20 protein-coding genes are annotated in these 26,009 nt (G+C 73.1%); 5 read left to right on the forward strand and 15 right to left on the reverse strand.

The window, feature by feature from the left end; translation table 11 throughout:
- Positions 1 to 25 precede the first annotated feature (25 nt).
- From nagB to BLQ67_RS04420, 7 genes are all read right to left on the reverse strand, one after another.
- Positions 26 to 808 carry a glucosamine-6-phosphate deaminase gene (gene nagB / locus BLQ67_RS04390; protein WP_231945163.1) on the reverse strand — a complete coding sequence of 261 codons (783 nt, stop codon included), beginning with the start codon at positions 806 to 808 and terminating at the stop codon, positions 26 to 28.
- On the reverse strand, positions 796 to 1,701 hold the full coding sequence (locus BLQ67_RS16820) for an ROK family protein (RefSeq protein ID WP_092502798.1): 906 nt from the start codon (positions 1,699 to 1,701) through the stop codon (positions 796 to 798). The genes nagB and BLQ67_RS16820 overlap by 13 nt, the downstream gene beginning before the upstream one ends.
- Complete coding sequence (locus BLQ67_RS04400; RefSeq protein WP_231945164.1) at positions 1,698 to 3,125, reverse strand: glycoside hydrolase family 3 protein; 1,428 nt, start codon at positions 3,123 to 3,125, stop codon at positions 1,698 to 1,700. Before BLQ67_RS04400 ends, BLQ67_RS16820 begins: the two co-directional genes overlap by 4 nt.
- Before the next feature lie 11 nt (positions 3,126 to 3,136).
- On the reverse strand, positions 3,137 to 3,961 hold the full coding sequence (locus tag BLQ67_RS04405) for a carbohydrate ABC transporter permease (protein ID WP_092506772.1): 825 nt from the start codon (positions 3,959 to 3,961) through the stop codon (positions 3,137 to 3,139).
- A 23-nt stretch (positions 3,962 to 3,984) separates the two neighbouring features.
- On the reverse strand, positions 3,985 to 4,962 hold the full coding sequence (locus BLQ67_RS04410; RefSeq protein WP_092502802.1) for a carbohydrate ABC transporter permease: 978 nt from the start codon (positions 4,960 to 4,962) through the stop codon (positions 3,985 to 3,987).
- Between the two features lie 104 nt (positions 4,963 to 5,066).
- Positions 5,067 to 6,332, reverse strand: coding sequence for an extracellular solute-binding protein (locus BLQ67_RS04415; protein ID WP_092502804.1), 1,266 nt, complete (start codon positions 6,330 to 6,332; stop codon positions 5,067 to 5,069).
- 53 nt (positions 6,333 to 6,385) lie between these two features.
- On the reverse strand, positions 6,386 to 7,549 hold the full coding sequence (locus tag BLQ67_RS04420) for an ROK family transcriptional regulator (RefSeq protein WP_092502806.1): 1,164 nt from the start codon (positions 7,547 to 7,549) through the stop codon (positions 6,386 to 6,388).
- A gap of 153 nt (positions 7,550 to 7,702) precedes the next feature.
- On the opposite strand from BLQ67_RS04420, the gene BLQ67_RS04425 reads away from it, so the two are divergent.
- Complete coding sequence (locus BLQ67_RS04425; RefSeq protein WP_092506773.1) at positions 7,703 to 8,146, forward strand: GNAT family N-acetyltransferase; 444 nt, start codon at positions 7,703 to 7,705, stop codon at positions 8,144 to 8,146.
- A 232-nt stretch (positions 8,147 to 8,378) separates the two neighbouring features.
- Here BLQ67_RS04425 and murQ read toward each other — a convergent pair whose 3' ends face one another.
- Both murQ and BLQ67_RS04435 read right to left on the reverse strand, forming a co-directional pair.
- A complete protein-coding gene (gene murQ, locus BLQ67_RS04430; protein WP_092502808.1) occupies positions 8,379 to 9,335 on the reverse strand; it encodes an N-acetylmuramic acid 6-phosphate etherase in 957 nt (318 codons plus the stop codon).
- Positions 9,332 to 11,278, reverse strand: coding sequence for a glucose PTS transporter subunit IIA (locus BLQ67_RS04435; protein ID WP_092502810.1), 1,947 nt, complete (start codon positions 11,276 to 11,278; stop codon positions 9,332 to 9,334). The genes murQ and BLQ67_RS04435 overlap by 4 nt, the downstream gene beginning before the upstream one ends.
- Positions 11,279 to 11,417: 139 nt before the next feature.
- Here BLQ67_RS04435 and BLQ67_RS04440 point away from each other — a divergent pair, with 139 nt between their 5' ends.
- The 3 genes from BLQ67_RS04440 to BLQ67_RS04450 all read left to right on the forward strand — a co-directional run bounded on the left by BLQ67_RS04440 (position 11,418) and on the right by BLQ67_RS04450 (position 13,401).
- Positions 11,418 to 12,308 (forward strand): MurR/RpiR family transcriptional regulator, encoded by an 891-nt coding sequence (locus tag BLQ67_RS04440; RefSeq protein ID WP_092502812.1) that lies wholly within the window; start codon positions 11,418 to 11,420, stop codon positions 12,306 to 12,308.
- Between the two features lie 206 nt (positions 12,309 to 12,514).
- Complete coding sequence (locus tag BLQ67_RS04445; protein WP_092502814.1) at positions 12,515 to 12,841, forward strand: MGMT family protein; 327 nt, start codon at positions 12,515 to 12,517, stop codon at positions 12,839 to 12,841.
- A gap of 41 nt (positions 12,842 to 12,882) precedes the next feature.
- Entirely contained in the window at positions 12,883 to 13,401 is a 519-nt protein-coding gene (locus BLQ67_RS04450) for a hypothetical protein (RefSeq protein ID WP_092502816.1), read from the forward strand.
- Between the two features lie 21 nt (positions 13,402 to 13,422).
- Here the strand turns inward: BLQ67_RS04450 and BLQ67_RS04455 are convergent, their stop codons facing one another.
- The 6 genes from BLQ67_RS04455 to BLQ67_RS04480 all read right to left on the reverse strand — a co-directional run bounded on the left by BLQ67_RS04455 (position 13,423) and on the right by BLQ67_RS04480 (position 23,152).
- Positions 13,423 to 15,231 (reverse strand): ABC transporter ATP-binding protein, encoded by a 1,809-nt coding sequence (locus BLQ67_RS04455; protein WP_092502819.1) that lies wholly within the window; start codon positions 15,229 to 15,231, stop codon positions 13,423 to 13,425.
- Positions 15,228 to 17,021 (reverse strand): ABC transporter ATP-binding protein, encoded by a 1,794-nt coding sequence (locus BLQ67_RS04460; RefSeq protein WP_092502821.1) that lies wholly within the window; start codon positions 17,019 to 17,021, stop codon positions 15,228 to 15,230. Before BLQ67_RS04460 ends, BLQ67_RS04455 begins: the two co-directional genes overlap by 4 nt.
- A gap of 295 nt (positions 17,022 to 17,316) precedes the next feature.
- Complete coding sequence (locus BLQ67_RS04465) at positions 17,317 to 19,017, reverse strand: LPXTG cell wall anchor domain-containing protein (RefSeq protein WP_157674668.1); 1,701 nt, start codon at positions 19,015 to 19,017, stop codon at positions 17,317 to 17,319.
- 447 nt (positions 19,018 to 19,464) lie between these two features.
- Complete coding sequence (purH, locus tag BLQ67_RS04470; RefSeq protein ID WP_092502825.1) at positions 19,465 to 21,105, reverse strand: bifunctional phosphoribosylaminoimidazolecarboxamide formyltransferase/IMP cyclohydrolase; 1,641 nt, start codon at positions 21,103 to 21,105, stop codon at positions 19,465 to 19,467.
- Positions 21,106 to 21,666: a phosphoribosylglycinamide formyltransferase gene (purN, locus tag BLQ67_RS04475; protein WP_092502827.1), complete on the reverse strand. Its 561-nt coding sequence runs from the start codon at positions 21,664 to 21,666 to the stop codon at positions 21,106 to 21,108.
- 10 nt (positions 21,667 to 21,676) lie between these two features.
- Positions 21,677 to 23,152 (reverse strand): cell division protein PerM, encoded by a 1,476-nt coding sequence (locus BLQ67_RS04480; protein WP_092502829.1) that lies wholly within the window; start codon positions 23,150 to 23,152, stop codon positions 21,677 to 21,679.
- A 149-nt stretch (positions 23,153 to 23,301) separates the two neighbouring features.
- Here BLQ67_RS04480 and BLQ67_RS04485 point away from each other — a divergent pair, with 149 nt between their 5' ends.
- Entirely contained in the window at positions 23,302 to 25,521 is a 2,220-nt protein-coding gene (locus tag BLQ67_RS04485; protein WP_092502831.1) for an NADP-dependent isocitrate dehydrogenase, read from the forward strand.
- Positions 25,522 to 26,009: the final 488 nt, after the last annotated feature.

Below are 26,009 nucleotides of genomic sequence, written 5' to 3' on the forward strand. Positions count from 1 at the left end.
CATCGGGCCGAAGACCTCAACGCTCCTAGGCGCCGGGCTGCACGACCCCGCGGTGCTCGACCGTGTAGCGGTAGTAGTCGGTGAGGGTGAGCTCGGATGCGGCCGCCTCGTCGATCACGATCGTCGCGTGACGGTGCAGCTGCAGCACCGATCCCGGCCACATCGACGACACGGGGCCCTCGACGATCTGCGCGATCGCGTGGGCCTTCGACGCCCCCTGCGCCACGAGCAGCGCGCGCTTCGCGTCGAGGATCGTGCCGAGGCCCTGCGTGAGGCAGTGCATCGGCACCTGGTCGAGGCTGTCGAAGAAGCGCGCGTTCGCCTCGCGCGTCGCGGGCGCGAGCGTCTTGACGCGCGTGCGGGATGCGAGCGACGACGTGGGCTCGTTGAAGCCGATGTGGCCGTTGCCGCCGATGCCGAGCAGCTGCACGTCGACGCCTCCCGCCGCGGCGATCTGCGCCTCGTAGTCGTCGGCGGCGGCGTCGAGGTCGGCGGCGAGGCCGTTCGGCACGCGCACGCGGGCCGCGTCGAGGCCGAGCGGCTGCACGACCTCGCGGTCGACGACCGCGTGGTACGACTCGGGGTGGTCGTGGGCGATGCCCACGTACTCGTCGAGCGCGAACGCCGAGACGCGCGAGAGGTCGAGGCCCGCGTCGCGGCGCGCGGCGAGCGCACGGTACGTCTCGAGCGGGCTCGAGCCGGTCGCGACGCCCAGCACCGCCTCGGGCTTCGCCGCGACGATCTCGGCGATCCGTCCGGCTGCGAACGCTCCGACCTCGACCGGTCCTGCGACGATCACGACTTCCACGCGCTGCTCCCCACGATCGCGGCCCCGACGGCGGCCGGCTGGCTGCCTGCTGGGACCATGTGCACCCTCGACGGTATCGCCAACGCGGCGAGGAAGGGCGACGCCGCCGACCATGCGCCGAGGCGCTCGCGGATGCCGTCGAGCAACGGTGCGCCGAGGCCGCGCATGCCGCCACCGATGGCGACCGCGTCGACGTCGACCGTCAGCACGAGCATGCGCACGGCGTGCGCGAGCGCGTCGACGACGACGTGCCATTCGGCGGATGCGGTGGCCGAGCCCGAGCGGGCAGCCTCGAGCATGCGAGCGGCGGGCCACGGCTCGCCCCAGCGCTCGGCGAGCGCCCATCCGGCGGCGACGGTCTCGAGGCATCCCGTCTGCCCGCAGCGGCACACGGCGGTCGCGCCGGGCACGGGCACGTGGCCGATCTCGCCCGCGACGCCCGTCGCGCCGCGCCAGATGACGCCGTCGAGCAGCACGCCCGCGGCGATGCCGGTGCCGAGGCCCAGGTAGGCGAACGCATCCGCGTCGCTGCCGAGCAGGTGCCGAGCGCCGAGCGCGGCGGCGTTGACGTCGTTCTCGACGAGCACGCGCGTACCGAGCCGGTCGCCGACCGCGGCGCCGACGTCGAACGCGCCGAGGCCCAGGTGCACGGCGTTGCGGATGCGCGAGCGGTCGGCATCCACCTGGCCGGGGATGCCGAGGCCGACGCCCTCGAGGTCGCTCACGCCGATGCCGACGTCGCGCAGCACGAAGCGCGCGGCGGCGATGACGGAGTCGACGACGCCCTCGCCGAGCTCGGTCGGCACCTGATGCTGACCGACGACGGCGCCGTCGGGCGCGAGCAGCACGGCGGCGGTCTTCGTGCCGCCCACGTCGATGCCGAGGCGCATCATGCGTGCTCGATCCAGCGGCGCACGGCGGCGCCGACGGCGGCGGACGCGCCGAACGTCGCGACGTCGGCGAGCTCGCCCGCCGACCAGCCGAGGTCGATCGCGAGCACGTCGTGGGTCGCACGCAGCCCGTCGATCGTCGCGCGCGACTCGGGCCCGCGCTCGAGGTCCTTGCCCACGACCACGACGGGTCCGGGCTCGAGCGTCGGCACGGCGCCGGGCTCGACGACGGATGCGGCGAACGGGTCCCACGGCACGGCGCCGGCCGCGATGTTCGCGGCGCGCTCGATGCGCACCGTCGTCGTGAGCCGGTCGGCGCCGCGGAAGCGCCGCAGCCACTCGCGCGCGTGGTCGGAGAGCGCGAACGTCGACGCGATGCGGTCGAGCTCGCCCTCGTCGACGTCCGACAGCTCCGCGAACGGCAGCGGCGCGGGCGCGGATGCCGCCAGCGCGCGCACCCGTGCCGCGGCGTCGCGCACGCGCGCCTCCGGCAGCCGCCCCTCGGCGACCGCGGCGAGCACGGCCTCCTCGATCGCGTCCATGCCGTCGGGCCCCGTCGCGGTGCCGAGGCACAGCAGGTCGCAGCCGGCCGCGAGCGCGCGCACCGCGGCCTCGGGGATGCCGGTCTCGCCCGACGCGCCCGCCATGTCGAGCGCATCCGACACGATCACGCCATCGAAGCCGAGCTCGCCGCGCAGCAGCCCCTGCAGGATGCGCGACGACAGCGTCGCCGGCACGTCGTCGAGCGCCGGCAGCACGATGTGCGACGTCATGATCGTCGCCGCGCCAGCGGCGATCGCCGCGCGGAACGGCGCGAGCTCGCGCGCGTGCAGCAGCTCGACCGACGCGTGCACGACCGGCAGGCCGAGATGCGAGTCGACGGCGGTGTCGCCGTGGCCCGGGAAGTGCTTCGCGCTCGTCGCGACGCCCGTCGCCTGCACGCCCTCGACCCACGCACCCACGTGCCGGGCGGCGAGGTCCGCATCCGCCCCGAACGAGCGGACGCCGATGACGGGGTTGCGCGGATCGACGTTGACGTCGGCCACGGGGCCGAACGTGAGAGTGCAGCCCGCGGCGCGCACGTCGCGCCCCACGCGCTCCCCCACCGACCGCGTCCACGTCGTGTCGTCGGCGCGGCCCAGCACCGCCGAGCCCGCGTACGGGGCGCCGGTGGCGTAGTGGATGCGCGTGACGTCGCCGCCCTCCTCGTCGATCGCGACGATCGCATCCGGGCGCGCGGCCCGCACCGCGTCTGCGAGCGTGCGCACGGTCGCGGCATCGGGGGCGTTCTCGCCGTACAGGCACACCGAGGCGAGGCCGTCTGCGAGCCGCTCGGCGACCCAGGTCGGCAGCGTCAGCCCTGCGAACCCCGGAATGAGCGTGGCCCGCACGTCGTGCAGCAGGGGGCTCATCCCTGCAGCGCTCATCCCTGCAGCGCTCATCCCTTCACCGCCCCGCTCACGAGGCCGCTCGTCATGCGTCCCTGCACGATGAGGAAGAAGATGACGACCGGGATGGCCATGAGCGTCGAGCCCGCCATGATCGCCGCCCAGTTCGTCGTGCCGTTGAGCGCGAGGAACGTGCGCAGCCATACGGGCAGCGTCATGAGCTGCGGGTCGGTGTTGACGATGAGGGCGATGAGGAACTCGTTCCAGGCCTGGATGAACGCGAAGACGCCGGTGGCGACGAGGCCGGGCGCGAGCAGCGGGAAGGTGACGCGGAAGAACGCGCCGACGCGCGAGCAGCCGTCGATCATCGCCGCCTCCTCGAGCTCGATCGGCACGCCGTCGACGAAGCCGCGCAGCGTCCAGATCGTGAACGGCAGCACCGTCGCCGTGTAGACGAGCACGAGCGCGAGGATGGTGTTGAGCAGCTGCCAGCCGTCGAGCACGCGGTAGAGCGACACCATCATCGCCTCGAGCGGCAGCATCTGGATGACGAGGATCGCCACGATGAACATGCGGCGGCTCTTGAAGCGGAAGCGCGAGATCGCGACGGCCGCGAGGAACGCGAGCACCGCGGCGATGAGCACGGTCGCGGTCGTCGCGATGAGCGACGTGCCGAGCGCCGGCAGGAAGGGCGTGCGGCCCGGATCGAACAGCACGGTCTCGTAGTTGCGCAGCGTCCACGTCTCGGGCCACAGCTGCAGCGACGTCGAGCGCACCTCGGAGTTCGGCTGGAACGACGTCTTCACCATCCAGTACACGGGGAACACCGAGCAGACGAAGATCAGCACCGCGACGGCGCACCACAGCACCGTCATGCCGCGGTAGGCGGGCGAGCGCCTCACGAGTCCGCTCGCAGCATCCGGCGCACGAGCGCGATCGACGCGACCGAGATCGCCGCCATCGTGATGATCGCGAGCGCGCCGCCCTCGCCGAACTCGCCGCCTGCGATGGCGGTCTGGTAGATGTACACGCCGAGCGTCGACGTCTCGCCGCGGATGCCGCCGATGTCCTGCAGCGCGAAGATCTGCGTGAAGACGCGCAGGTCCCAGATGATCTGCAGGATCGTCGCGATCACGAGGATGGGCGCGACCTGCGGCAGCACGATGGCCGTGAAGCGCTGCACGGGGCCCGCGCCGTCGAGCGCCGCGGCCTCGAGCTGCTCGCCGGGCACCTGCGTGAGGCCGGCGAAGACCGTGAAGGCCACGAAGGGGATGGCGCCCCACACGATGATGACGACCGCGACGCCCATGAACGACATCGGCTCGATGAGCCACGAGTGGCGGTCGAACTGCGCGAGGCCCAGGCCGTCGCGCAGCAGCTGGTTGAGCACGCCGTACTCGGTGTCGACGATCCAGCCCCACACGATCGTGGCGGTGAGGGCCGGCATCGACCACGCGAGCAGCAGACCCACGCTCACGAGGATGCGGAACGGCGTCGGGAGACGCTGCATGAGCAGGGCGATGAGGGTGCCGAGCACCATCGTCACGGCCACGCAGACGGCGGCGAAGCCGACGGTGCGGCCGAGCACCTCCCAGAAGACGGGATCGGTGAGCACGCCGACGTAGTTGTCGAGGCCCACCCACTCGGCGGGCTGCCCGAACGCCTGCGCGCGGCCGAACTCCTGGAAGGAGAGGATGACGAGCTGCAGCAGCGGCCAGCCGATGATCGCGAGCACGACGATGGTCGCGGGCGCGAGCAGCGCGTACGGCAGGGCGCCCGCGCGGCGGCGGTCGCGGCTCGCAGGCCGGCGGCCGGGTGGCGGGGCGATGGCGGTGACCGCGGGGCTCGCTGCGGTCGGCACCTGGGTCTGCACCATGGAAGTGGTCCTCCTAGGATCGTGTCGGCCTTCCTAGGGCCGGATGCGGTCGGCGCGGCGGGCGATGCCGCGCCGACCGCATCGTCTGGTCGGACTCGAAGGGCCTAGCCGTTGAGGATGGCCTCGATGTCCTCGTCGGCCTGCTCGGCGAGGGCCCGCACGTCGCCGCCCTGGGCGATGCTCACGAACAGGTCCTGCATGATGCCGGCAGCCTCGACGTCGGCCCACTTCGGCGATGCCGGCGTGAGTCGAGCGTTGCCCGCAGCCTCGGTCGTCGCCTCGGCCGACGCGTCGGTGCCCAGGGTGCTCGCGAGCGAGAGGCGGGCCGGCACGAGGCCGTTCTCGCCGTACACCGTCTGGAAGTCGTCGCCGAGGATGATCTCGAGGGCGTCGAGCGCGAGCTCGGGGTGCTCGGTGCGGGCCGAGATGGCGATGTTCGAGCCGCCGGCCATGACGGAGGCTGCGCCGCCGTCCATGCCGGGCAGCGCGTACACGCCGAGCGTCGCCTCCGCGTCGGGGCAGCCGGGCGTCTCGGCGTCGGCGGGCGCGAGGATCGAGCCGCGCAGCCACGTCGGCGCGGAGACCTGCAGCGTCGTGCCGTCGCAGTAGCCGACCTGCGCGTTCGTCTCGTTGGCGTCGACCGGGGCGAGGGACGCGCCCTGCATCACGGCCTGCACCTGCTCGAGACCCGCGATCGACTCGTCGCTCGAGAGCTGCGCATCCCATTGGTCGCCGTCGGGCACGGCGATCTCGCCGCCGTGCTCCCAGACGAACGGGAGGCCGTTGTACCAGTCCTGGCCGGGCCACCACAGGCCCGAGTCGCCGGCGTTGGCGGCGGCGAGCGCCTCGGCGTTCGACACGTACTCGTCGAGCGTCGTGGGCACCGTGAGGCCCGCGGCGTCGTAGGCGGCGGTGTCGTAGAACACGACGCGCGCGCCCGAGTAGAGCGGTGCGGCGTAGAACGAGCCCTCGTACGAGCCGATCTCGACGAAGCCGGGCAGCAGGTCGTCGCCGCCGAGGTCCTCGTAGTGGTCGGTGAGGTCGAGGAACGCGCCTGCGCTCGTGAACGCGGGCGTCTGCGTGTTGCCGATCTCGACGATGTCGGGGCTGTCGGAGCCCGAGAGCGCCGTGGTGAGGCGGTCGACGAGACCGTCCCACGACTGCTCCTCGATCACGACGGTGCTGCCGGGGTGGGCATCCTCGAACTGCTCGACGAGCAGGTCTCGGGCGGCGTCGGGGGTGTCGGTGCCGACGAGCCACACGCGGATCTCGGCGTTCTCGTCGCCGCCTCCGCCGTCGCCGCCTGCGCTGCAGCCGGCCGCGGCGAGCACGCCGACCACGGCGACGCTCGCGAGTGCGATCTTCCTCATGCGTGTTCCTTTCCTAGGGCGGCCGGCGGAAGGGCACCGTCGGCTCTCGGGGGTCACGCGACCCCGAGCTCTCCGGAGCGCACGAGCATCGCGGCTCCGCGCACGACGACGTCGTCGCCGTGCTTGGTCATGGCGACGACGACCTCCTGGCCGTCGTCGAGGGTGCGCTCGCGCAGCGTGCGCTCGGCGGCGCGCGCGAGGGTTCCGTCGAGCAGGTCGGCGGGACCCGAGACGACGACGCGCGGCAGGTCGAGCACGCCGACGATGGGCGCGAGCGCGATGCCGAGGCGGTGGCCGGCCTCGTCGAGGATGCGGTCGTGGTCGGATGCGTCGGCCACCGCGAGCGCGTGGCGCAGGCGCGGCTCGGCGAGCCAGGCCTCGAGGCAGCCGTCGCGGCCGCAGGCGCAGCGGGGGCCGCCGTCGGTGCCGATCGTGACGTGGCCGATCTCGCCGGCCGCCGAGCGGGTGCCGCGCACGGGCACGCCGCCGACGGCGAGGCCCGCGCCGACGCCGAGGCCGATGCGCACGACGAGCACGTCGGCGTTCGAGCGGCCGCGCTCGGCGAGCAGGGCGGCGTTGGCGTCGTTCGCGACGTGCACGGGCACGCCGAGCGCGTCGACGAGGCGGTCGCGCAGCGGCAGGTCGTGCCAGTCGAGGTTGGGGGCCTGCAGCACGACGCCGTCGACGTCGACGACGCCGGGGGTGCCGACGCCGACGCCGAGCACGGGCGTCGCGGCGCGGTCGCGCAGCGTGCGGGCGAGGTCGATCGCGAGCGCGAGCGCCTCCTCCCCCGTCGCGGCGTGCGTGGGCACCTCGGCGCGGTCGAGCACCGTGCCGTCGATCGCCAGCAGCGCGCCGCGGAAGGCTGCGGCGTCGGAGAGGTCGAGGCCGACGATGAGGAAGGCGTCGCGCGCGAGGTCGACGAGGGTCGCGGGCTTGCCGGGCCGCGGGTCCTCGCGGGTGCCGAGCTCGGCGAGCAGCCCCTCGGCGACGAGCTCGGCGACGAGGTCGGAGACCGTGACGCGCGTGAGCGACGTGGCGCGGGCGAGGTCGGCGCGCGACGACGGGCCCTCGTCGAGCAGCGTCTGCAGCACGAGCGTGCGATTGTGGGCGCGGGCGTGCTCGGGCAGCACCTTGGCGCGGCGCGGGGCGCCGCTCGCGAACGCGTCGCGAGGCAGGGCGACGGCGGCGTCGGAGCGGACCTGCGTGGGTGCCATGTTTGTTAGTACACCTTCCAAACAAACAACCCGCAAGCCCCGTTCGGTCACGATCCGGTCACGAGGACGTCACCCGGCCGACGTCGCACGGCCACGACCACGTCATCCCCGGGTCTGATGCAGCGCATGGCGGAGTCGGCTACCGTGATGGTCATGCACGACCTGCGCCTCGAGGAGCTCAACGCGAAGAACGCCGTGGCCGCGAACGGGCTCACGCTCAAGCGCGGTCAGGAGGCCTTCCTCGTGCCCGCCTCGAACGAGGCGTACGTCGACCAGTCGTCGACGTGGACCCGCGTGGTCTACGCGGGCGACGACCTCGTGGCGTACATCATGGCCAACTTCGACGCGGAGTCGTCGAAGGAGGAGTACCGCTCGAGCGTGCTGCGCATGCACGTCGCCGGCACGGCGCAGGGCCAGGGCGTCGGCACGTTCGCCGTCGGCCAGGTCGCCGACGAGGCGAAGCGCCGCGGCTTCGACGCCCTCTACGCCGTCTGGGAGCCGGGCGACCTCGGCCCGACGGCCTTCTTCACCGCCATCGGCTTCGACGTCGTCGGCGAGACCGAGTTCGGCGACCAGATCGGCCGTCGTACCCTCTAGCGCTCTGCGCTCTCCCGGCGTCGCCCGGGGTTCTCGCCCTGTTGCGTTTTGCAGGCGATTCGGGTGGGCCGAGGGAAGATACCCCTCTTCCACCCCAGATCGCCTGCAATACGCGACCGCCGCATCCCGAGTCGTTGCGTTGTGCAGGTGATTCCGCCTCTCAAGGGAAGATTCCCCTCGAGAGGCGGAATCACCTGCAATACGCAGACGCCGAGGGCGGATGCGCGTGCCGTCAGGCGGCGCGGAGCGCAGCGCGCACGTCGCCGCCCGCGGCATCCAGCAGCACCTGCGCTCGTGCGGCGTCGCAGTCGGCGAGGAGCATGACGACGGCCGTCTTGGCGTGCGTGCCCGCTGCGGCCAGGGCATCCGCCGCGGCCTCCCGATCGGCGCCCGTCGCCTCGGCGACGATGCGCTGCGCCCGGTCGACGAGCTTCGCGTTCGTCGGCTTCACGTCGACCATGAGGTTGCCGTAGGCCTTGCCGGTGCGCACCATGCTCGCGGTCGAGAGCATGTTGCAGACGAGCTTCTGCGCCGTGCCCGCCTTGAGGCGCGTCGACCCGGTGAGCACCTCGGGTCCGGTCGCGACCTCGATCGCGACGTCGGCCGCGGCACCGATGCGCGAGCACGGGTTGCACGCGACCGCGACCGTCGCGGCGCCACGCGCGCGAGCCTCGCCGAGCCCGCCGAGCACGTACGGCGTGCGGCCGCTCGCCGCGAGCCCCACGACGACGTCGTCGGGCCCCACGTCGAGTCCGGCGACGTCGGACGCGCCGAGCGTCGGGTCGTCCTCGGCGCCCTCGACGGCGACGACGAACGCGTCGCGGCCACCGGCCATGAGGCCGACGACCTCTGACGGGTCGGTGCCGAACGTCGGCGGGCACTCGACGGCGTCGAGCAGGCCGAGGCGCCCGCTCGTGCCGGCACCGAGGTAGATCAGACGCCCGCCGCGACGACGCGCGGCCGCGATCAGCTCGACGGCCTCGGCGACCCGCGGCAGCACGGCGCGCACCGCGGCGGCGACCGTCGCATCCTCGTCGTTCATCCGCTCGAGCAGCGTCGCGGTGTCGAGCGTGTCGAGGTCGAGGGTGCGCGGGTTGCGGCCCTCGGTGCCGAGCGCGGCGATGGTCTGGATGTCGTCGGCCACGGGGTCCTCCTGGTCGCGGATCGGTGCGGGGATGCTGGCGGTCATGCGTCGGCCGCCGCGGTGGCGGCGACGACGACGGGGGCGTCGCCGTCGCGCTCGACGATGGCCCACGCGGCGCCGTTCAGCACGACGACGGGCGAGACGAGCGACGGCACGCGGTCGCGCACGGCGTCGAGGTCGACGTCGACGACCGGGTCGCCGGCGGCGACGACGTCGCCCTCGGCGCGCAGCACCGTGAAGCCCTCGCCGTCGAGCGCGACGGTGCCGAGGCCCACGTGCACGAGCACCTCCAGGCCCTCGGGCGTCGTGACGCCGAACGCGTGGCCCGTCGGGAAGATCGCCGTGATCGTGCCGGCGACCGGGCTCGCGAAGCGGCCGCTCGTCGGGTCGACGGCGAAGCCGTCGCCGAGGGTGCGCTCGCGGAACGCGGCGTCGGGCACGTCGTCGAGCGACACGATGCGGCCCTCGGCCGGGGCGGCGATCGCCAGGCGCGTGCCGGGCGTCGCAGCGGCCGGCGCGACCGCGGCCGGCGCGACCGCGGCGGGCGCATCCGCATCCGCAGCTCCCCCGTGCTCGGCGAGCAGCGCCTTCGGGAATCCGAACGCCATCGTGATCGCGAAGCCCGCGACGTATCCGACGACGAGGCCCACGACGTAGGCGAGGATCGCGTAGCCCTGACCCTCGTCGCTCTGCAGCAGCGGCAGCAGCGCGAGGCCCGACGGGCCGATCGCCGTCGCGCCCCACGGTGCGACGAACTGGTTGAACGCGCCCGCGACGGCGCCGCCGAACGCACCGCCGAGGCACGCGGTGAGGAAGGGGCGGCCGAGCGGCAGCGTCACGGCGTAGATGAGCGGCTCGCCGACGCCGAGCACGCCGACGGGCAGCGCGCCCTTGATGGCGCGACGCAGCGAGGCGTTGCGGCGCAGGCGGATCCAGATCGCGATGGCCGCACCGACCTGGCCGGCGCCCGCCATCGCGAGGATCGTCAGCAGCGGCGTGAAGCCGAGCTGCTCGATGAGGGTCGCGTGGATCGGGATGAGCGCCTGGTGCAGGCCCAGCATGACGAGGGGCAGGAAGAGGCCGCCGAGCACGAAGCCCGCGAGCACGCCCGACACCTGCAGCAGCCACACGGCACCGTCGCCGATGCCCGTCGCGATGGCGCCGGCGAGCGGCATGAACGCGAAGATCGTCGCGAGGCCCGAGCCGAGCAGCGCGAGCGTCGGGGTGACGAGGATGTCGATGGCATCGGGCACGCGCCCGCGCAGGCCGCGCTCGATCCAGGAGGCGAGCACGGCGGCGAAGATCGCGCCGATGACGCCGCCCTGCCCGGGTGCGAGCGTGATGTCGCCGACGAACGGCAGCGCGTACGAGACGTCGGCGATGCCCGGGAAGACGATGATCGCGGCGACGGCGCCGCCGATCGCGGGCGTGCCGCCGAACTCCTTCGCGGCGTTGATGCCCGCGAAGATCGCGAGGTAGGCGAAGAACGCCGAGCCGATGGCCGTGAGCGCCGGGATGAGGCCCGCGACCCAGTCGGGTGCCGCGCCGACGGCATCCCAGTTCACGATGAGGCCGCGCACGGCGGCGACGATGCCGGCACCGATGAGCGCGGGGATGAGCGGCACGAAGATGTTCGCGACCTTGCGGATGAGGTTCTTGAACGGGGTGTCGTTGCGGCGCTTCTGGTCGGCCTTGATGTCGGCGCCGCGGGCGGCGAGCGCCTCAGCGTCGGTGCCCTGCTCGGCGAGCAGTGCGCGGAACGCGGTCGTGATGCGCGTGACGGCACCCGGCCCGAGCACGACCTGGTAGGTCTCGTCGTCGACGACGCCGAGCACGCCGTCGGTGGCCTTGACCGCGGCCTCGTCGATGCGGTCGCGGTCGCGCGGCGTGACGCGCATCCGCGTCATGCACTGCTCGACGCCGGCGACGTTGTCGGCGCCGCCGAGGTGCTGCAGCAGCTGAGCGGCGATCTGGTCGGGTGCGGCCATGGGTGGTTCCTCGCGTCGGTGAGAGTCTTGTACGGATAGTACACGCTTTGCGTGTTTCGGGTACATTGCGTACATGGCTGGTGGATCCGCGACGAGCGGCACCCTGCCGATACGGTGACGACGCACCGAGAGGACCACCATGGCGACCGAGCAGCGCACGCCGCGCACCGTGCTCACCGAGACGCGCGCCCGCTACGACGAGCTGCGCCCCTCGGAGCGGCGCATCGCCGACGCGCTGCTCGCCGACCCCGAGGCCTTCGCGACGCAGTCGATCGGAGAGATCGCCGCCGCCGCGAGCACGTCGACGACCACGGTCGTGCGCTTCACCCGCACCGTCGGGTTCGAGCGCTTCCGCGACCTGCGCCGCACCCTCGCCGAGCAGAACCTCCGCGAGCGCCTCGCGATCGCGGCGGTCGACGTCATGAGCTCCGACGTCTCGCCCGGCGACGGCATGGACGACGTCGTCGCCCGCGTCGCCGCCAACGAGTCGCTGTCGATCGCCGACACGGCCGCGGCCGTCGACGTCGCCGCGCTGACGACCGCCGTGGGTGCCATCGCCCGCGCCCGCCGCGTCGACCTCTTCGGCGTCGGCGCGAGCGCCATCGTGGCCGTCGACCTGCAGCGCAAGCTCTCGCGCATCGGCCGCGTCGCCCTCGAGTGGCCCGAGCCGCACGCAGCGTGGACCGCCGCCGCCGTGCTCGACGAGACGGCCGTCGCCATCGCCATCTCGCACTCGGGATCCACGGCCGAGACCGTGCGCTTCCTGCGGCTCGCACGCGCGTCGGGCGCGACGACCGTCGCCATCACGAACGACGACGCCTCGCCGCTCGCCGCCGAGGCCGACGTCGTGCTGCGCACCGCCGCCCGCGAGGCCGCGCCGCTGCGCTCGGGGGCGCTCGGCAGCCGCACGGCGCAGCTGCTGCTGGGCGACTGCCTCTACATCGGCGTCGCGCAGCTCGACGCCGACGCGACCACCGACGCCCTGCGCCGCACCTACGCAGCGGTCGGCCGCACCCTCCCCGGTGCCTGACGGCATCCCAGTCGCTTCCGTTTCGCAGGCGATTCCGCCTCTCAAGGGAACATTCCCCTCAAGACCCCGAATCACCTGCAAAACGCGACAGCGCTCTCCGGTCGCTTGCGTTTCGCAGGCGATCCGGGTGGGCGGAGGGAAGATACCCCTCTGCCACCCCTGATCGCCTGCACAACGCAAGGAGCAGCGGGTCGTATCGTGGCGACGTGACCGACGAGCCCGACCACGACGCGTTCGCCGAGGCCGTGCACGAGCTCGTCGCGAGCATCCCGCCCGGCCGCGTCATGGCGTACGGCGAGGTGGCGGCGGTGCTCGGCTCGCGCGCCGCACGCCGCGTCGGCCGCATCATGGCGACCGACTCCGAGGGCCTGCCGTGGTGGCGCGTCATCCGATCCAGCGGCCTGCCACCCGCCGGCCTCCACGACCGCGCCCTGCCCCACTACGAGGCCGAGGGCACGCCGCTCGCGCCCACGAGCGCCGGCGCCGACGCGCCCTTCCGCATCCAGCGCCGAGCCCGGTGGATGCCCGACTGAGCACCCAGCCCGCGCGCGGCGGCGGGTGCCAGGATGCGCGCATGACGCACCTCCCTCCCCCGCAGCCCGGCCAGCAGCAGCCGCAGCCGCAGGCGGCGCCCGCCTGGCAGCAGCGGCAGCACGCGCAGCCGCAGGCCGCACCCGCCTGGCAGCAGCCGCCGCAGGGTCAGCCGCAGCGGCTCGCGCAGCCGTCGTGGGCGACGGCGCAGCCCGCGATGCCGCAGTCGAGCACGCCGCCGCAGCGCCGCGGCAACCCGTTCGGCCTCGTCGCGATCCTGATCGCAGGCGTCGCGCTGCTCGTCGGCATCGTCGCGCTCGTCTCGCAGGCCCTCATCATCTCGACCGGCGACTTCGACCTCATCAGTGGCGCCGCGATCGCGTTCAGCGTCGTGCGGCTCGTCGTCGCCCTCGCGGGCGTCGCGGTCGGCGTCGTCGGCCTGCTGCGCCGCGATGCGCCGCGCACGATGGCCGCGATCGGCCTCGGCGCGTGCGCAGCGCTCGCGGTCGACGTGCTCATCGGCTTCCTCAACCTGCCGATCACGGCGATCGTCAACGGCTGAGCCCGCGCGGGGCGGGGTCGCTCAGACGAGCGACTCCCGCCACGCACGGTGCAGGTCGGCGAACCGTCCGCCTGCGGCGATGAGCGCGTCGGGCGCGTCGTCCTCGATGACGCGTCCGTGCTCCATCACGAGCACGCGATCGGCGATCGCGACCGTCGACAGGCGGTGGGCGATGATGATCGCCGTGCGGTCGGCGAGCAGCGTCTGCAGCGCCTCCTGCACGAGCCGCTCGCTCGGGATGTCGAGGCTCGCGGTGGCCTCGTCGAGGATGAGCACCGCAGGGTCGGCGAGGAACGCGCGCGCGAACGACAGCAGCTGCCGCTGGCCCGACGACACGCGGCCGCCGCGCTTGTTCACGTCGGTGTCGTACCCGTCGGGCAGCGCCGACACGAACTCGTGCGCACCCACGGCACGCGCCGCGGCCTCGATCTCGGCGCGCGTCGCATCCGGCTTGCCGAGCGCGATGTTCTCGGCGACCGTGCCCGAGAACAGGTAGGCCTCCTGCGTCACCATCACGACGGCGCGGCGCAGGTCGTCGTTCGCCAGGTCGCGCAGGTCGACGCCGTCGAGGCGCACGGCGCCGTCGCTCGGGTCGTAGAACCGGGCGAGCAGCTTCGCGAGCGTCGTCTTGCCCGCACCGGTCGTGCCAACGAGGGCGACGGTCTGGCCGGCGGGGATGTGCAGGTCGAGCGCGGGCAGCACGTCGCCGCCCGTCGCATAGGCGAAGCGCACCTCGTCGAAGTCGAGTCGACCCTTCGCGTGCACGAGCACGGCGGGCTCGCCGGGCTCGGGCACGGTCGGCTGCTCCTCGAGCACGCCCGAGATCTTCTCGAGCGCCGCCGAGGCCGACTGGTAGCCGTTGAAGAACATCGCGACGCCCTGGATGGGCTGGAAGAACTGCCGCGCGTACAGCGCGGTCGCGAGCAGCACGCCCACCTCGAGCGTGCCGTCGATGACGCGGATGCCGCCGAGCAGCACGATCGCCGCGATGCTCGTCGCCCCGAGCGCGACGATCCCGGGCTCGTAGACGCCGAAGATCGAGATGACGCGGTGGTTCGCGACGCGGTAGTCCTCGACGCGGTCCCCGAACTCGTCGTCGTTGCGACGCTCGGTGCGGAACGCCTTCACGGCGCGGATGCCCGTCATCGTCTCGACGAAGTACACGATCATGCGCGCGCTCGTCGTGCGCGTCTCGCGGAAGAGCACGGTCGAGCGCACCTGGAACCAGCGGGTGAGGATGATGGCGGGCACGAGCGCGATGCCGAGCACGAGGCCCGAGATCGGGTCGAGCAGCACCATCGCGACGCCCGTGAACGCCATGAAGAGGATGCCGCGCACGAGCTCGTTCAGTCCCTGGTCGAGCAGGTCGCGGATCGACTCGAGGTCGCTCGTCTGGCGCGCGATGATGCGGCCCGACGTGTACTGCTCGTGGAACTCGAGGCTCAGCCGCTGCGTGTGGTCGAACAGGCGACGGCGCAGCGAGAACAGCACCGCCTGGCTGATGCGCGCCGACGACACCGTGTAGACGTACATGAGCACGCCGGCAGCGACGGCCGACACGACGTAGGCGATCGTCGCACCCCACAGGGGCAGCCAGTCCTGGTCGTCGAGGATCGCGGGCAGCGCCGTGTCGACGCCGTAGGCGATGATCGCGGGCCCGACGACGCCGGCGCCCGCGGAGATGACGACGAGCACCATCGTCCACGTGATGCGCCGCACGTGCGGGCGCACGAGCTGCAGCAGCAGCCTGCGGGAGCGCAGGCGGATCTCTCGCGACTCCTCCTTCGTGTAGTCGTCGCGGTCCTCGCCCGACACGCCGTGGACGCTCACAGGTTCACCTCTCGGTTCCGCTCGGCCTCTTCGAGGCTCGAGAGCACGAATCGGTAGTGCTCGTTGCGCGCGAGCAGCTCGGAGTGGGTGCCGACGTCGTCGATGCGACCCTCGCGCATGAGGGCGACGCGGTCGGCCAGCTGCACCGTCGACGGACGGTGGGCGACGATGAGCGCCGTGGTCTCGGCGAGCACCTGGCGCAGCGCCGCCTCGACCTGCGCCTCGGTGTCGACGTCGAGCGCCGACAGCGGGTCGTCGAGCACGAGCACCGCCGGCTTGGCGGCGACGGCGCGCGCGAGCGCGAGCCGCTGCCGCTGACCGCCGGAGAGCGAGAGGCCCTCCTCGCCGATCACGGTCTCGATGCCGTCGGGCAGGTCGTGCACGAAGCTCGCCTGCGCGATGCGCAGCGCCTCGTCGAGCACGTCGTCGTCGGCGCCGGGCACGCCCAGCAGCACGTTGTCGCGCACCGAGCGCGAGAAGAGCGTCGCATCCTCGAACGCCATGGCGACGTGGGTGCGCAGCTCCTCGCGCGTGAGGTCGCGCACGTCGACGCCATCGAGCAGCACGCGGCCACCCGTGACGTCGTACAGGCGCGCGGGCAGCGCCGTGAGCGTCGTCTTGCCGCTGCCGGTCGAGCCGACGAGCGCCATGGTCTCGCCGGGCTCGAGCACGAGGTCGGCGCCGTCGACGAGGTCGCGCTCGCCGTCGGGGGCGTCCTGGTAGCGGAAGCGCACGCCCTCGAACGCCAGGCGACCGCGCGGCTCGGCGATCGTCGCGGGCCGCTCGGGGTCGTCGATCGTGTTCTCGGTGTCGACGACCTCGTGGAAGCGCACGGATGCGTTGGCCGCGTCGATCGCGAAGGCGTAGAGGAAGCCCATCGACTCGATCGGCCAGTTCAGCACGACGGCCGTCGCGAAGAACGCGAGCAGCTGGCCGACGGTGAGCTGGTCGACGGTCACGAGCCACACGCCCACGAACAGGCACACGGCGTACGAGACGAACGGGATGATCGTCAGCCACATCCACAGCGACGCATCCTGGCGCGCCTTCGCGATCTCGGTCGAGCGCAGCTCGCTCGCCTGCGACGTGAACCCGTCGAGCGCATGGCGTCCACGGCCGAACGCCTTGAGCACGCGGATGCCGTGCACCGACTGCTCGACGGTCGTCGCGAGGTCGCCCGCCTGGTCCTGCGCACGGCGCGAGACCTGGTGGTACGTCTGCTCGAAGCGGAACGCGACGACGACGATCGGCAGCGACAGCAGCACGAAGAGGCCGCCGAGCAGCGGGCTCCACCACAGCAGCACGCCCACGCCGACGACGAGCGTCAGCAGGTTGACGACGAACAGCACGGAGCCGAACGCGAGGAAGCGGCGCAGCTGGCCGAGGTCCTGCACGGCACGCGAGAGCAGCTGGCCCGACTGCCAGCGGTCGTGGAACGCGACGGGCAGCTGCTGCAGGCGCGCGTACAGGTCGCGGCGCATCGACGCCTCGACGTACGTCGACGGCTGCAGCACGAAGAAGCGGCGCAGGAAGATGCACAGCGCCTCGGCGAGGCCGAGCGCGAGCACCGCGATGGCGGCGGGCCACACGGCGTCGCGGTCGCCGTGCGTCAGCGGGCCGTCGACGAGGGCGCGCAGCACGAGCGGGATCGCGAGGGCGAGCAGCGAGCCGACGAGCGCGGCACCGACGCCCGCGAGCAGGCGCGGCAGGTAGGGCCGCACGTAGGGCATGAGCCTGGCGAGCGACGGGATGATGCGGGGCTTGGAGGGGGCAGCGGGCTGCGACGGCATGGAGGGATCCTCGGTGGCGCGCTCATGGCACGCGTGGAAGGCGTTGCTGGGGTGGTCGAGGCGGGAGTGGTGCCTCGGGAGGGATGCGCCGCGTGGGCGCGCGTGGTGCGGGGTGCCGGAGCCCTAGCGGGCGACGCCGACGAGAGGGGTGCGAGCGGGTGCCGTGAACATGGCGTCCTCCTTCGGTCGGCGAGAGCCCTCCAGGCTATGCGCAGTGGGTGCGACGCGCAAGCGAGAGGCCCCGCATCCGTGTCGGATGCGGGGCCTCCCGCGTGTGGTTCGCCTGCGTCGGTGGCTATGCCTCCGAGCGCACGCGGCGCACGACGAGCGTCGCGCCGGCGAGGGCGAGCAGCGCACCCATCGCGAGGATCGACGAGATGTCGAAGCCCGTGCGGGGCAGGGTCGGCGGAGCCGACTGCGGCGTCGTCGGCGGCGTGATCTCGGTCGGCGGCTGCACGGGCGGCGGGGCGATCGTGCAGAGCTCGCCGCCTGCGGCGGGCACGTCGAGCGTGAACGTGCGCGTCGTCAGGTCGTCGGAGACGCCGGGCAGGCCGGCCTGGAAGGCTGCGCCCTCCTCGGCGACGGCGACGAACGTCGCGGTGCCGCCGGCGGCGGGCACGTCGGAGACGGTCCACGAGGCGCGCTCCGTCTCACCGGGCGTGGCGGTGCCGGGAGCCCAGCACGTCGCGCCGGTCACGGTCACGTCGGCCGACGCGAGGCCCGCCACGGGCGTGTCGCAGGGCTCGTCGTAGAACGTGAACGTCCAGCTCGTCTCGTCGGTCTCCGGCGCGACGTAGCCCTCGTCGAACTCGACGACGACCTCGACGACGCGCTCGCCGTCGGTGTACGTGCCGGGGTCGGTGACGACGTAGCGGTAGTGCTCGCCGTCGGCGGGGATCGTGTACGGGGCGTCGCCGTCGGGGCCGCAGATCTCGGTCGCGGTCGGCACGGGGATGTCCTCGGTCACGCAGGGCTCGTCAGTCACGTCGAACGACCAGGTGCGGGGCTCGGTCGAGCCGTCCTGCCAGGTGAACCCGTCGGCGAGCGTCGCGGTGACGACCACGGTGCCCTGGCCGGCGGTCACGCCGGACTCATCGACCGAGAACGCGTAGCCGTCGGCGTCGGTCACGACGGGCAGCTGGACCTCGTAGCCGGGGCCGCACTGCTCGAGCACGGTGGGCGTGCCCTCGACGGCCGTGGGCACGTCGCAGGGCTCGTTCGTGACGTCGTACGTCCACGACTGCGGCTGGGTGCCGCCGCCGGTCCAGACGAAGCCGTCGTCGAGCGTCGCGGTGATGGTCACGGTGCCTGCGCCGTCCTCGAGGGCGCTGTCGTCGACCGACCACGTGTAGGCCTCGCTGGCGGGCAGCGTGGGCTCGCCGTAGTCGGGGCCGCACACGTCCTGCAGCGTCGGCTGGGCGGGCACGTCGACGGCGACGTCGCACGGCTCGTTCGTGGCGTGGAACGTCCACGTCCTCGGCTCGGTCGAGCCGCCGGTCCAGACGAAGCCGTCGTCGAGGGTCGCCGTCACGACGACGTCGCCCTGGCCGCCCTGCGTGGAGTCGGCGACCGTGAAGCGGTACGCCTCGGTGTCGGCGGGCACGGCGAGGTCGAACTCGGGGCCGCAGACGTCCTGGAACGTCGGCTCGGTGGTGACGCCGGTCTCGGTGGCCGGCGGCTCCTCGCAGGCGGTCCACGTGCCGGTGAAGCTCTTGTTGAACTGCGTGCCGTCGCCCTGGAAGATCTGCACCCGGTAGGTGTGATCCTCGGTGGTCGACCACGAGAAGTCGCGGTTGTACGACTGGCCGAAGGTCGAGCTCGCGACCTGCTCGCCGTCGATCGTCACGACGACGCGGTTCTGGGCGTTGCCGTTGTAGGCCCAGGCGTTCACGTTGAGACCCGTGCACGAGGGCGTGGGTCGGGCGTCATGCGCCTGGGCGGGCGCTGCGGAGAAGGTCACGAGCAGCGCGCTGAGGAGCGCCGTGAGCAGGAGCATGGCCGTGAGCACGAGGGCTCTCGACCGGCGAGGGATGGCTGGGTTCAGCACAGGAGGTCACCGATTCGTCGCTGGACAGTGGGTGGCCCCCGCGCGGAGCTCGGATCGCGAGGGCCGCAGACGAACGTAGGAACCGGTTCCACCAGAGGCGAACGCTGACGCGTGCCAGGGGGACCATGCAGATGGAAACGTCGCTATCAGTGGCTTGAACCTACGGATTCCGTAGGGGACGCCGTACCCCAGTACGACAACCGTGCAATTCGGCGATCGTACGACTCGCGCGTTCCCTCTCGGAAAGGCTGCGGATCGCGCATGAATGCACTCATGGGCATCTTGCCATGACGAAGCCTCATGTTGCAACGCCGCTCGCGACATCCCGTCACGCGCCGCGCATGACGACGCCCCGCATCCGACGAGTGGATGCGGGGCGTCTGGACGCGGGTCGCGTCAGTGGAAGAAGTGGCGCTCTCCCGTGAGGTACATCGTGAGGCCCGCCGCCTCGGCAGCCGCGATGACCTCGTCGTCGCGCTTCGAGCCACCGGGCTGCACGATGGCGCGCACGCCGGCGTCGATGAGGATCTGCGGGCCGTCGGCGAACGGGAAGAACGCATCCGACGCCGCGACGGAGCCGGCCGCCCGGTCCCCTGCGCGCGACACGGCGAGCACGCACGAGTCGACGCGGTTGACCTGACCCATGCCCACGCCGACGGAGGCACCGCCCGACGCGAGCAGGATGGCGTTCGACTTCACCGAGCGCACGGCACGCCACGCGAACTCGAGGTCGGCGAGCGTCGCGTCGTCGACGTGCGTGCCCGTGACTCGGCGCCACGTGTGGCTCGAGAAGCCGTCGAACGTGTCGGGCTCCTGCAGCAGCAGGCCGCCCGAGATCTGGCGCAGCTCGCTCGCCTCGCGCGCGTAGCCGTCGGGCAGGCGCAGCAGGCGGATGGCGGCCTTGCGCGAGAGGATCTCGATCGCCTCGGGCTCGAAGTCGGGGGCGACGACGACCTCGGTGAAGATGCCGGCGACGGTCTCGGCCATCGCGGCCGTGACCGTGCGGTTCGCGGCGATCACGCCGCCGAACGCCGACACGGGGTCGCACGCGTGCGCGCGCTCGTGCGCCGACGCGATGGGGTCGGCGGCGCCGGGGGCTGCGAGCGCGACGCCGCACGGCTGCGCGTGCTTGATGATCGCGACGGCGGGCTCGGCGTGGTCGAAGGCGGCGCGCAGGGCGGCGTCGGCGTCGACGTAGTTGTTGAACGACATCTCCTTGCCGTGCAGCAGCGTCGCCTGCGCGATGCCGCGGCCCGTGGGGAGCGTGTAGATGCCGGCGGCCTGGTGGCTGTTCTCGCCGTAGCGCAGCGGGCTCGAGAGCGTCGCGCCGCCGATGGCGGCGAGCAGGTCGGCGTTCGCGTCGCCGGTCGCAGCGGGCGCGGCAGCGGCCGCGGGGGCCGCCGCATCCTCGACCGAGCCCGTCGCGAACCAGCGCGCGACGGCCGTGTCGTAGCCGGCGGTGTGGGCGAACGCGTCGCTCGCGAGCGCACGACGCTGCGCGAGCGAGAGGCCCTTCGGCAGCGCCCGCGTGACGAGGTCGTAGGCGCGCGGGTCGGTGACGATCGCGACGTTCGCGAAGTTCTTCGCGCTCGCGCGCACCATCGCGGGGCCGCCGATGTCGATCTGCTCGACGACGGCGTTGGCCTCGGCGCCCGAGCGCACGGTGTCGACGAACGGGTACAGGTTCACGACGACGAGCTCGAACGGCGCGATGCCGAGGTCGGCGAGCTGCTGCTCGTGGTGCTCGAGGCGGAGGTCGGCGAGCAGACCGGCGTGGATGCCCGGGTGCAGCGTCTTCACGCGGCCGTCGAGCGCCTCCTGGAACCCCGTGACCGACGCGACCTCGGTGACGGGGATGCCCGCATCCGCGATGCCCTTCGCCGTCGAGCCCGTCGAGACGAGCTCGACGCCCGCGGCGTGCAGCGCGGCGGCGAGGTCGAGGATGCCGGTCTTGTCGCTCACCGACAGCAGCGCGCGGCGGATGGGCACCACGTCGCGCTCGCGGTACAGGCTCTCGTCGTGGGTCGGTCCGCTCACTCAGGACTCCTGGTTCCAGTTCGTGACGACGCCTGCGAGCAGGTCTCGCTCGACCGGCTTGATGCGGTCGTGGAGGCTCGCCTCGTCGTCGTCGGGGTGGATGGGCACGCGCACCTGCGCGAGGACGGGACCCGTGTCGACGCCTGCGTCGACGACGATGACCGAGGCACCGGTCTCGGTGGCGCCGGCCGCGAGCGCGTCGCGCACGGCGTGGGCGCCGGGGAACTCGGGCAGGTACGCGGGGTGCGTGTTCACGAGGTTCGGGGCGAGGCGCTCGACGGCGTCGCCCGCCAGGAGGCGCATGAAGCCCGAGAGGATCGTGAGGTCGGGCTCGTGCGCGAGCACCTGGTCGACGATGCGACCGCTCCACTCGGCGCGCGGCTGTGCGAACGGCTCGACGAACGTCGCGATGCCGGCAGCGCGAGCGAGCTCGAGGCCGCCGCACTCCTGGTCGGCGCCGACGGCCACGATCGTGGCGGGCACGCGACCGTCGCGGGTGCGCTCGAGCAGGTCGGCGAGGTTGCTGCCGCCGCCGGACACGAGGACGACCAGACGCAGCACGGGTGCCAGCCTACCGGCGGTCGGACGCCTCGTCGTCCGCGGCGTCGTCGGCGAGCGGGGCGATGGGTGCCGTCTCCTGCGCGTCGGGGTCGGCGGATGCGGACTCAGGCTCCGATGCGAGGGGCGCGACGGGCTCGGTCGGCTGCGCGTCGGGGTCGGCGGCGGATGCGGCGGGCACCCAGGCGGGCTCCGCGACAGCGTCGGAGGTCTCGGTCGTCGCGGACGCCTCCGCGTCGCGCGCACGCGCGGCGGCTGCGAGCACGGCGACGTCGAGGTCCGCGGTGTCGACGTCGGCCCCCTCCTCCGGCTCCTCCACGTCGGGCGCGTTGCCCGCGAGCAGGCCGACCGCGAGCCCGAGCGCAGCGATGCCCGCGCCGACCGCGCCGACGAGCCACCACGTCGGGCCCGCGACGTCGAGCCGGCCGGGCCCCATGCCGCCCGACGCCGCCGCGGCGAGGCCGCCGAGCACGAGCCCTGCCACGAGGCCGCCGCCGACGGCGACGATCGCCGACTGCCACCAGTGCGTCAGCGTCGACCGCTGCCGCACGAGCGCGCCGATGCCCATCGCGGCGACGAGCGGCACGACGGCGACGATGAGCGACCACGGCTGCACGCCGGGCACGATCGCGCCGAGCAGCGGCAGCGTCGGCACGGGGCCGAGGTCGGTGCCGAGCGGCGAGACGCTCGAGCCGGCGCCGAGCGCGAAGCCGGGCCCGAGCATCCACGACGTCGACCAGATGACGGCCGTCGGCAGCAGCGCGAGCTGCACGAGCCACAGCACGACGACGCCGAGGTGGTCGGGCTGCAGCGCCTCGAACAGCAGGATGACGTCGGCCTGCCGCACGATGAGCGCGACGCCCAGCAGCACGGCGCCGAGGCCCACGAACGCGGCGACGGTCGCGAGGCCTGCGCGCAGCGCCGCGCGCACGAGGGGCACGGTGGCCGCGTCGATCGCGAGCCAGCCGGCGGCGTCGCCGACGAGGTCGCGCGACTCCCACGCCGCACCGATCACGAGGCCGATGAGCATGCACACGGCCGGGCCGACCGCGGCGTGCACGAGGTTCGGCGCCGCCGACTCGTGCTGCGCCGAGAGCGCGAGCACGAAGCCCAGCGCGCCCGTCGCGACCGCGCCGCCCACGAGTCCCCACGCGGGCTCGGCCGTGCGCGCGAGCCGCATGCCGCTGCGCACCGCGAGCAGGATCGTCGCGAGCCCGATGCCCCACGCGCCCACGCCGATCACGAACGGCGCCGCCGCCGCATCCGTGCCCACCGCGGCGACGGCCGCGTCGCCGAACGCGATGCCCACGTCGACGCCGTGGCCCAGCATCCACGCGTCGACCGCGATGCGCCACGGCACCGCGATCGGCATGGCGAAGCCGCCGGCGGCGTACGCCACGAAGGCGGGCACGAGCGTGAGGAGCAGCGTCGCGAGGGCGATGGATGCCGACTCGACCGCCTGCAGGAGGACGGAGGAGAGGCGACGCACGCGGCGAGCCTAGTGGCGCGAGCGCACCGCATCCGACCGCCTCGCGGGCGACGCCGGACGACGCCCATCCACCCGCGATAGGTTGGGACGCGGGCCTGCGCCGCCTCTCGGCGCGCCCCCACCGACTAGCGACGAGGGACGACGCATCCATGGCGACGATCATCTACACCCACACCGACGAGGCGCCGATGCTCGCGACGCACTCGTTCCTGCCGATCGTGCAGGGCTTCGCGAAGGCCGCCGACGTGGCGGTCGAGACGCGTGACATCTCGCTCTCGGGCCGCATCGTGGCGGCCTTCTCCGACCGCCTGCCCGCCGAGCAGGGCCAGGCCGACGCGCTCGCCGAGCTCGGCGAGCTCGCCAAGACGGCCGAGGCGAACATCATCAAGCTGCCGAACATCTCGGCATCCGTGCCGCAGCTCAAGGCGGCGATCGCCGAGCTGCGCGCCCAGGGCGTCGACCTGCCCGAGTACCCCGACGAGCCGTCGACCGACGAGGAGCGCGACGCGCGCGCCCGCTACGACGCCATCAAGGGCTCGGCCGTGAACCCCGTGCTGCGCGAGGGCAACTCCGACCGCCGCGCACCCCAGTCGGTGAAGCAGTACGCCCGCAAGCACCCGCACTCGATGGGTCGCTGGTCGGCCGACTCGCGCACGCGCGTCGCCACGATGGGCGTCGACGACTTCCGCTCGAACGAGCAGTCGGTCATCGTCGCCGAGCCCACCGACCTGCAGATCCGCCACGTCGCCGCCGACGGCACCGAGACCGTGCTGAAGCAGCGCGTGCCCGTGCTCGCCGGCGAGATCGTCGACGCGACCGTCATGCGCGTCGCCGCGCTCGACCGCTTCCTCAGCGAGCAGGTCAAGGCCGCGAAGGACGAGGGCGTGCTGTTCTCGGTGCACCTCAAGGCCACGATGATGAAGGTCTCCGACCCGATCATCTTCGGCCGCGTCGTGCGCGCCTTCTTCCCCACGCTGTTCCAGCGCTACGGCGCCCAGCTCGAGGCCGCGGGCCTCACGCCCGACGACGGCCTCGGCTCGATCCTCGCCGGCCTCGACCAGCTCGAGCCGTCGGTCGCCGAGGGCGTGCGCGCCGCCGTCGAGGAGGGCCTGCGCGAGGGTCCGCGCCTCGCGATGGTGAACTCCGACAAGGGCATCACGAACCTCCACGTGCCGTCCGACGTCATCGTCGACGCGTCGATGCCCGCCATGATCCGCACCGCCGGGCACATGTGGGGCCCCGACGGCGAGGAGGCCGACACGCTCGCGGTCATCCCCGACTCGTCGTACGCCGGCGTCTACCAGGCCGTCATCGACGACTGCATCGCCAACGGCGCCTACGACCCCACGACGATGGGCTCCGTGCCCAACGTGGGCCTCATGGCGCAGAAGGCCGAGGAGTACGGCAGCCACGACAAGACGTTCACGGCGAAGGCCGACGGCCGCATCGAGGTCGTCGACGCCGCGGGCACCGTGCTGCTGTCGCACGAGGTCTCGGCCGGCGACATCTGGCGCGCCTGCCAGACGAAGGACGTGCCGATCCGCGACTGGGTGCGCCTCGCCGTGCAGCGCGCACGCCTCTCCGACACCCCCGCCGTGTTCTGGCTCGACGCCGATCGCGCGCACGACGCGAACCTCATCCGCGTCGTCGAGGACGAGCTGCCGAAGCACGACACGACGGGCCTCGACATCCAGATCCTCGCCCCCGCCGCCGCGACGACGCACGCGATCGGCCGCATCCGCGAGGGCCTCGACACCATCTCGGTGACGGGCAACGTGCTGCGCGACTACAACACCGACCTCTTCCCCATCCTCGAGCTCGGCACGAGCGCGAAGATGCTGTCGGTCGTGCCGCTGCTCGCCGGCGGTGGCCTGTTCGAGACCGGCGCGGGCGGCTCGGCGCCGAAGCACGTGCAGCAGGTCGAGCAGGAGAACCACCTGCGCTGGGACTCGCTGGGCGAGTTCATGGCGCTCGCGGAGTCGTTCCGCCACCTCGCGCTCGCCACGGGCAACGAGGGTGCCGGCGTGCTGGGCGAGACGCTCGACAAGGCCACGGCGACGTTCCTCGACGAGAACAAGTCGCCGTCGCGCCGCGTCGGCGAGATCGACAACCGCGGCAGCCACTTCTGGCTCGCGCGCTACTGGGCCGAGGAGCTCTCGGCGCAGACGACGGATGCGGCGCTCGCCGAGCGCTTCGCCCCCGTCGCCGCCGAGCTGGCGTCGAAGACCGACGCGATCGAGGCCGAGCTGCTCGCAGCGCAGGGCTCGCCCGTCGACCTCGGCGGCTACTTCCGCCCTGACGCTGCGAAGGCCGAGGCGGCGATGCGTCCGTCGGCGACGCTGAACGCGATCGTGGACGGTCTGCGCTAGTCCTTCGTAGGGCTGCTTCGGGCGGGGAGGTCGCTCCTCAGCTCAGACAGTGGAGACGACCGAGGGGTCGAGGCCTGGCGGCCTCGACCCCTCGGTCGTCTCGACGACTCGACACCCCGCGACCTCCCCGCCCTGCGCGGTCGCACCCCGGGGTGGGTGGGCACTGCGCGCGCGTCCCGAGGAGCAGCGCCCGACACGGCGATCTCGGCGCATGCAGGAGTCGGCGTGCTCCCGCGTGCCCTCGCTCGAGGGCCCACGCTCTTCGCGTCACCCCGTCAGCTGGTCGAGGAGCGCGCTCGCGCAGCGAGCGCGCGTCACGAGACCTCGCGACCCGCGCTCCCCCGCGACCATGCACGTGACCGTCGATTCGCAGCGACCGGCCGAGACCGCCGTGCAGGGCGGCGGCACTGGAGAGGTGCGCGCAGCGCCCCCTCCTCTCGACGCCGGAGCGGCGGGCGGGGATGTCGCGGGGTGTCGAGTTACGCAGC

Source organism: Agrococcus jejuensis (genome assembly GCF_900099705.1).
GTDB classification, from domain to species: Bacteria; Actinomycetota; Actinomycetes; order Actinomycetales; family Microbacteriaceae; genus Agrococcus; species Agrococcus jejuensis.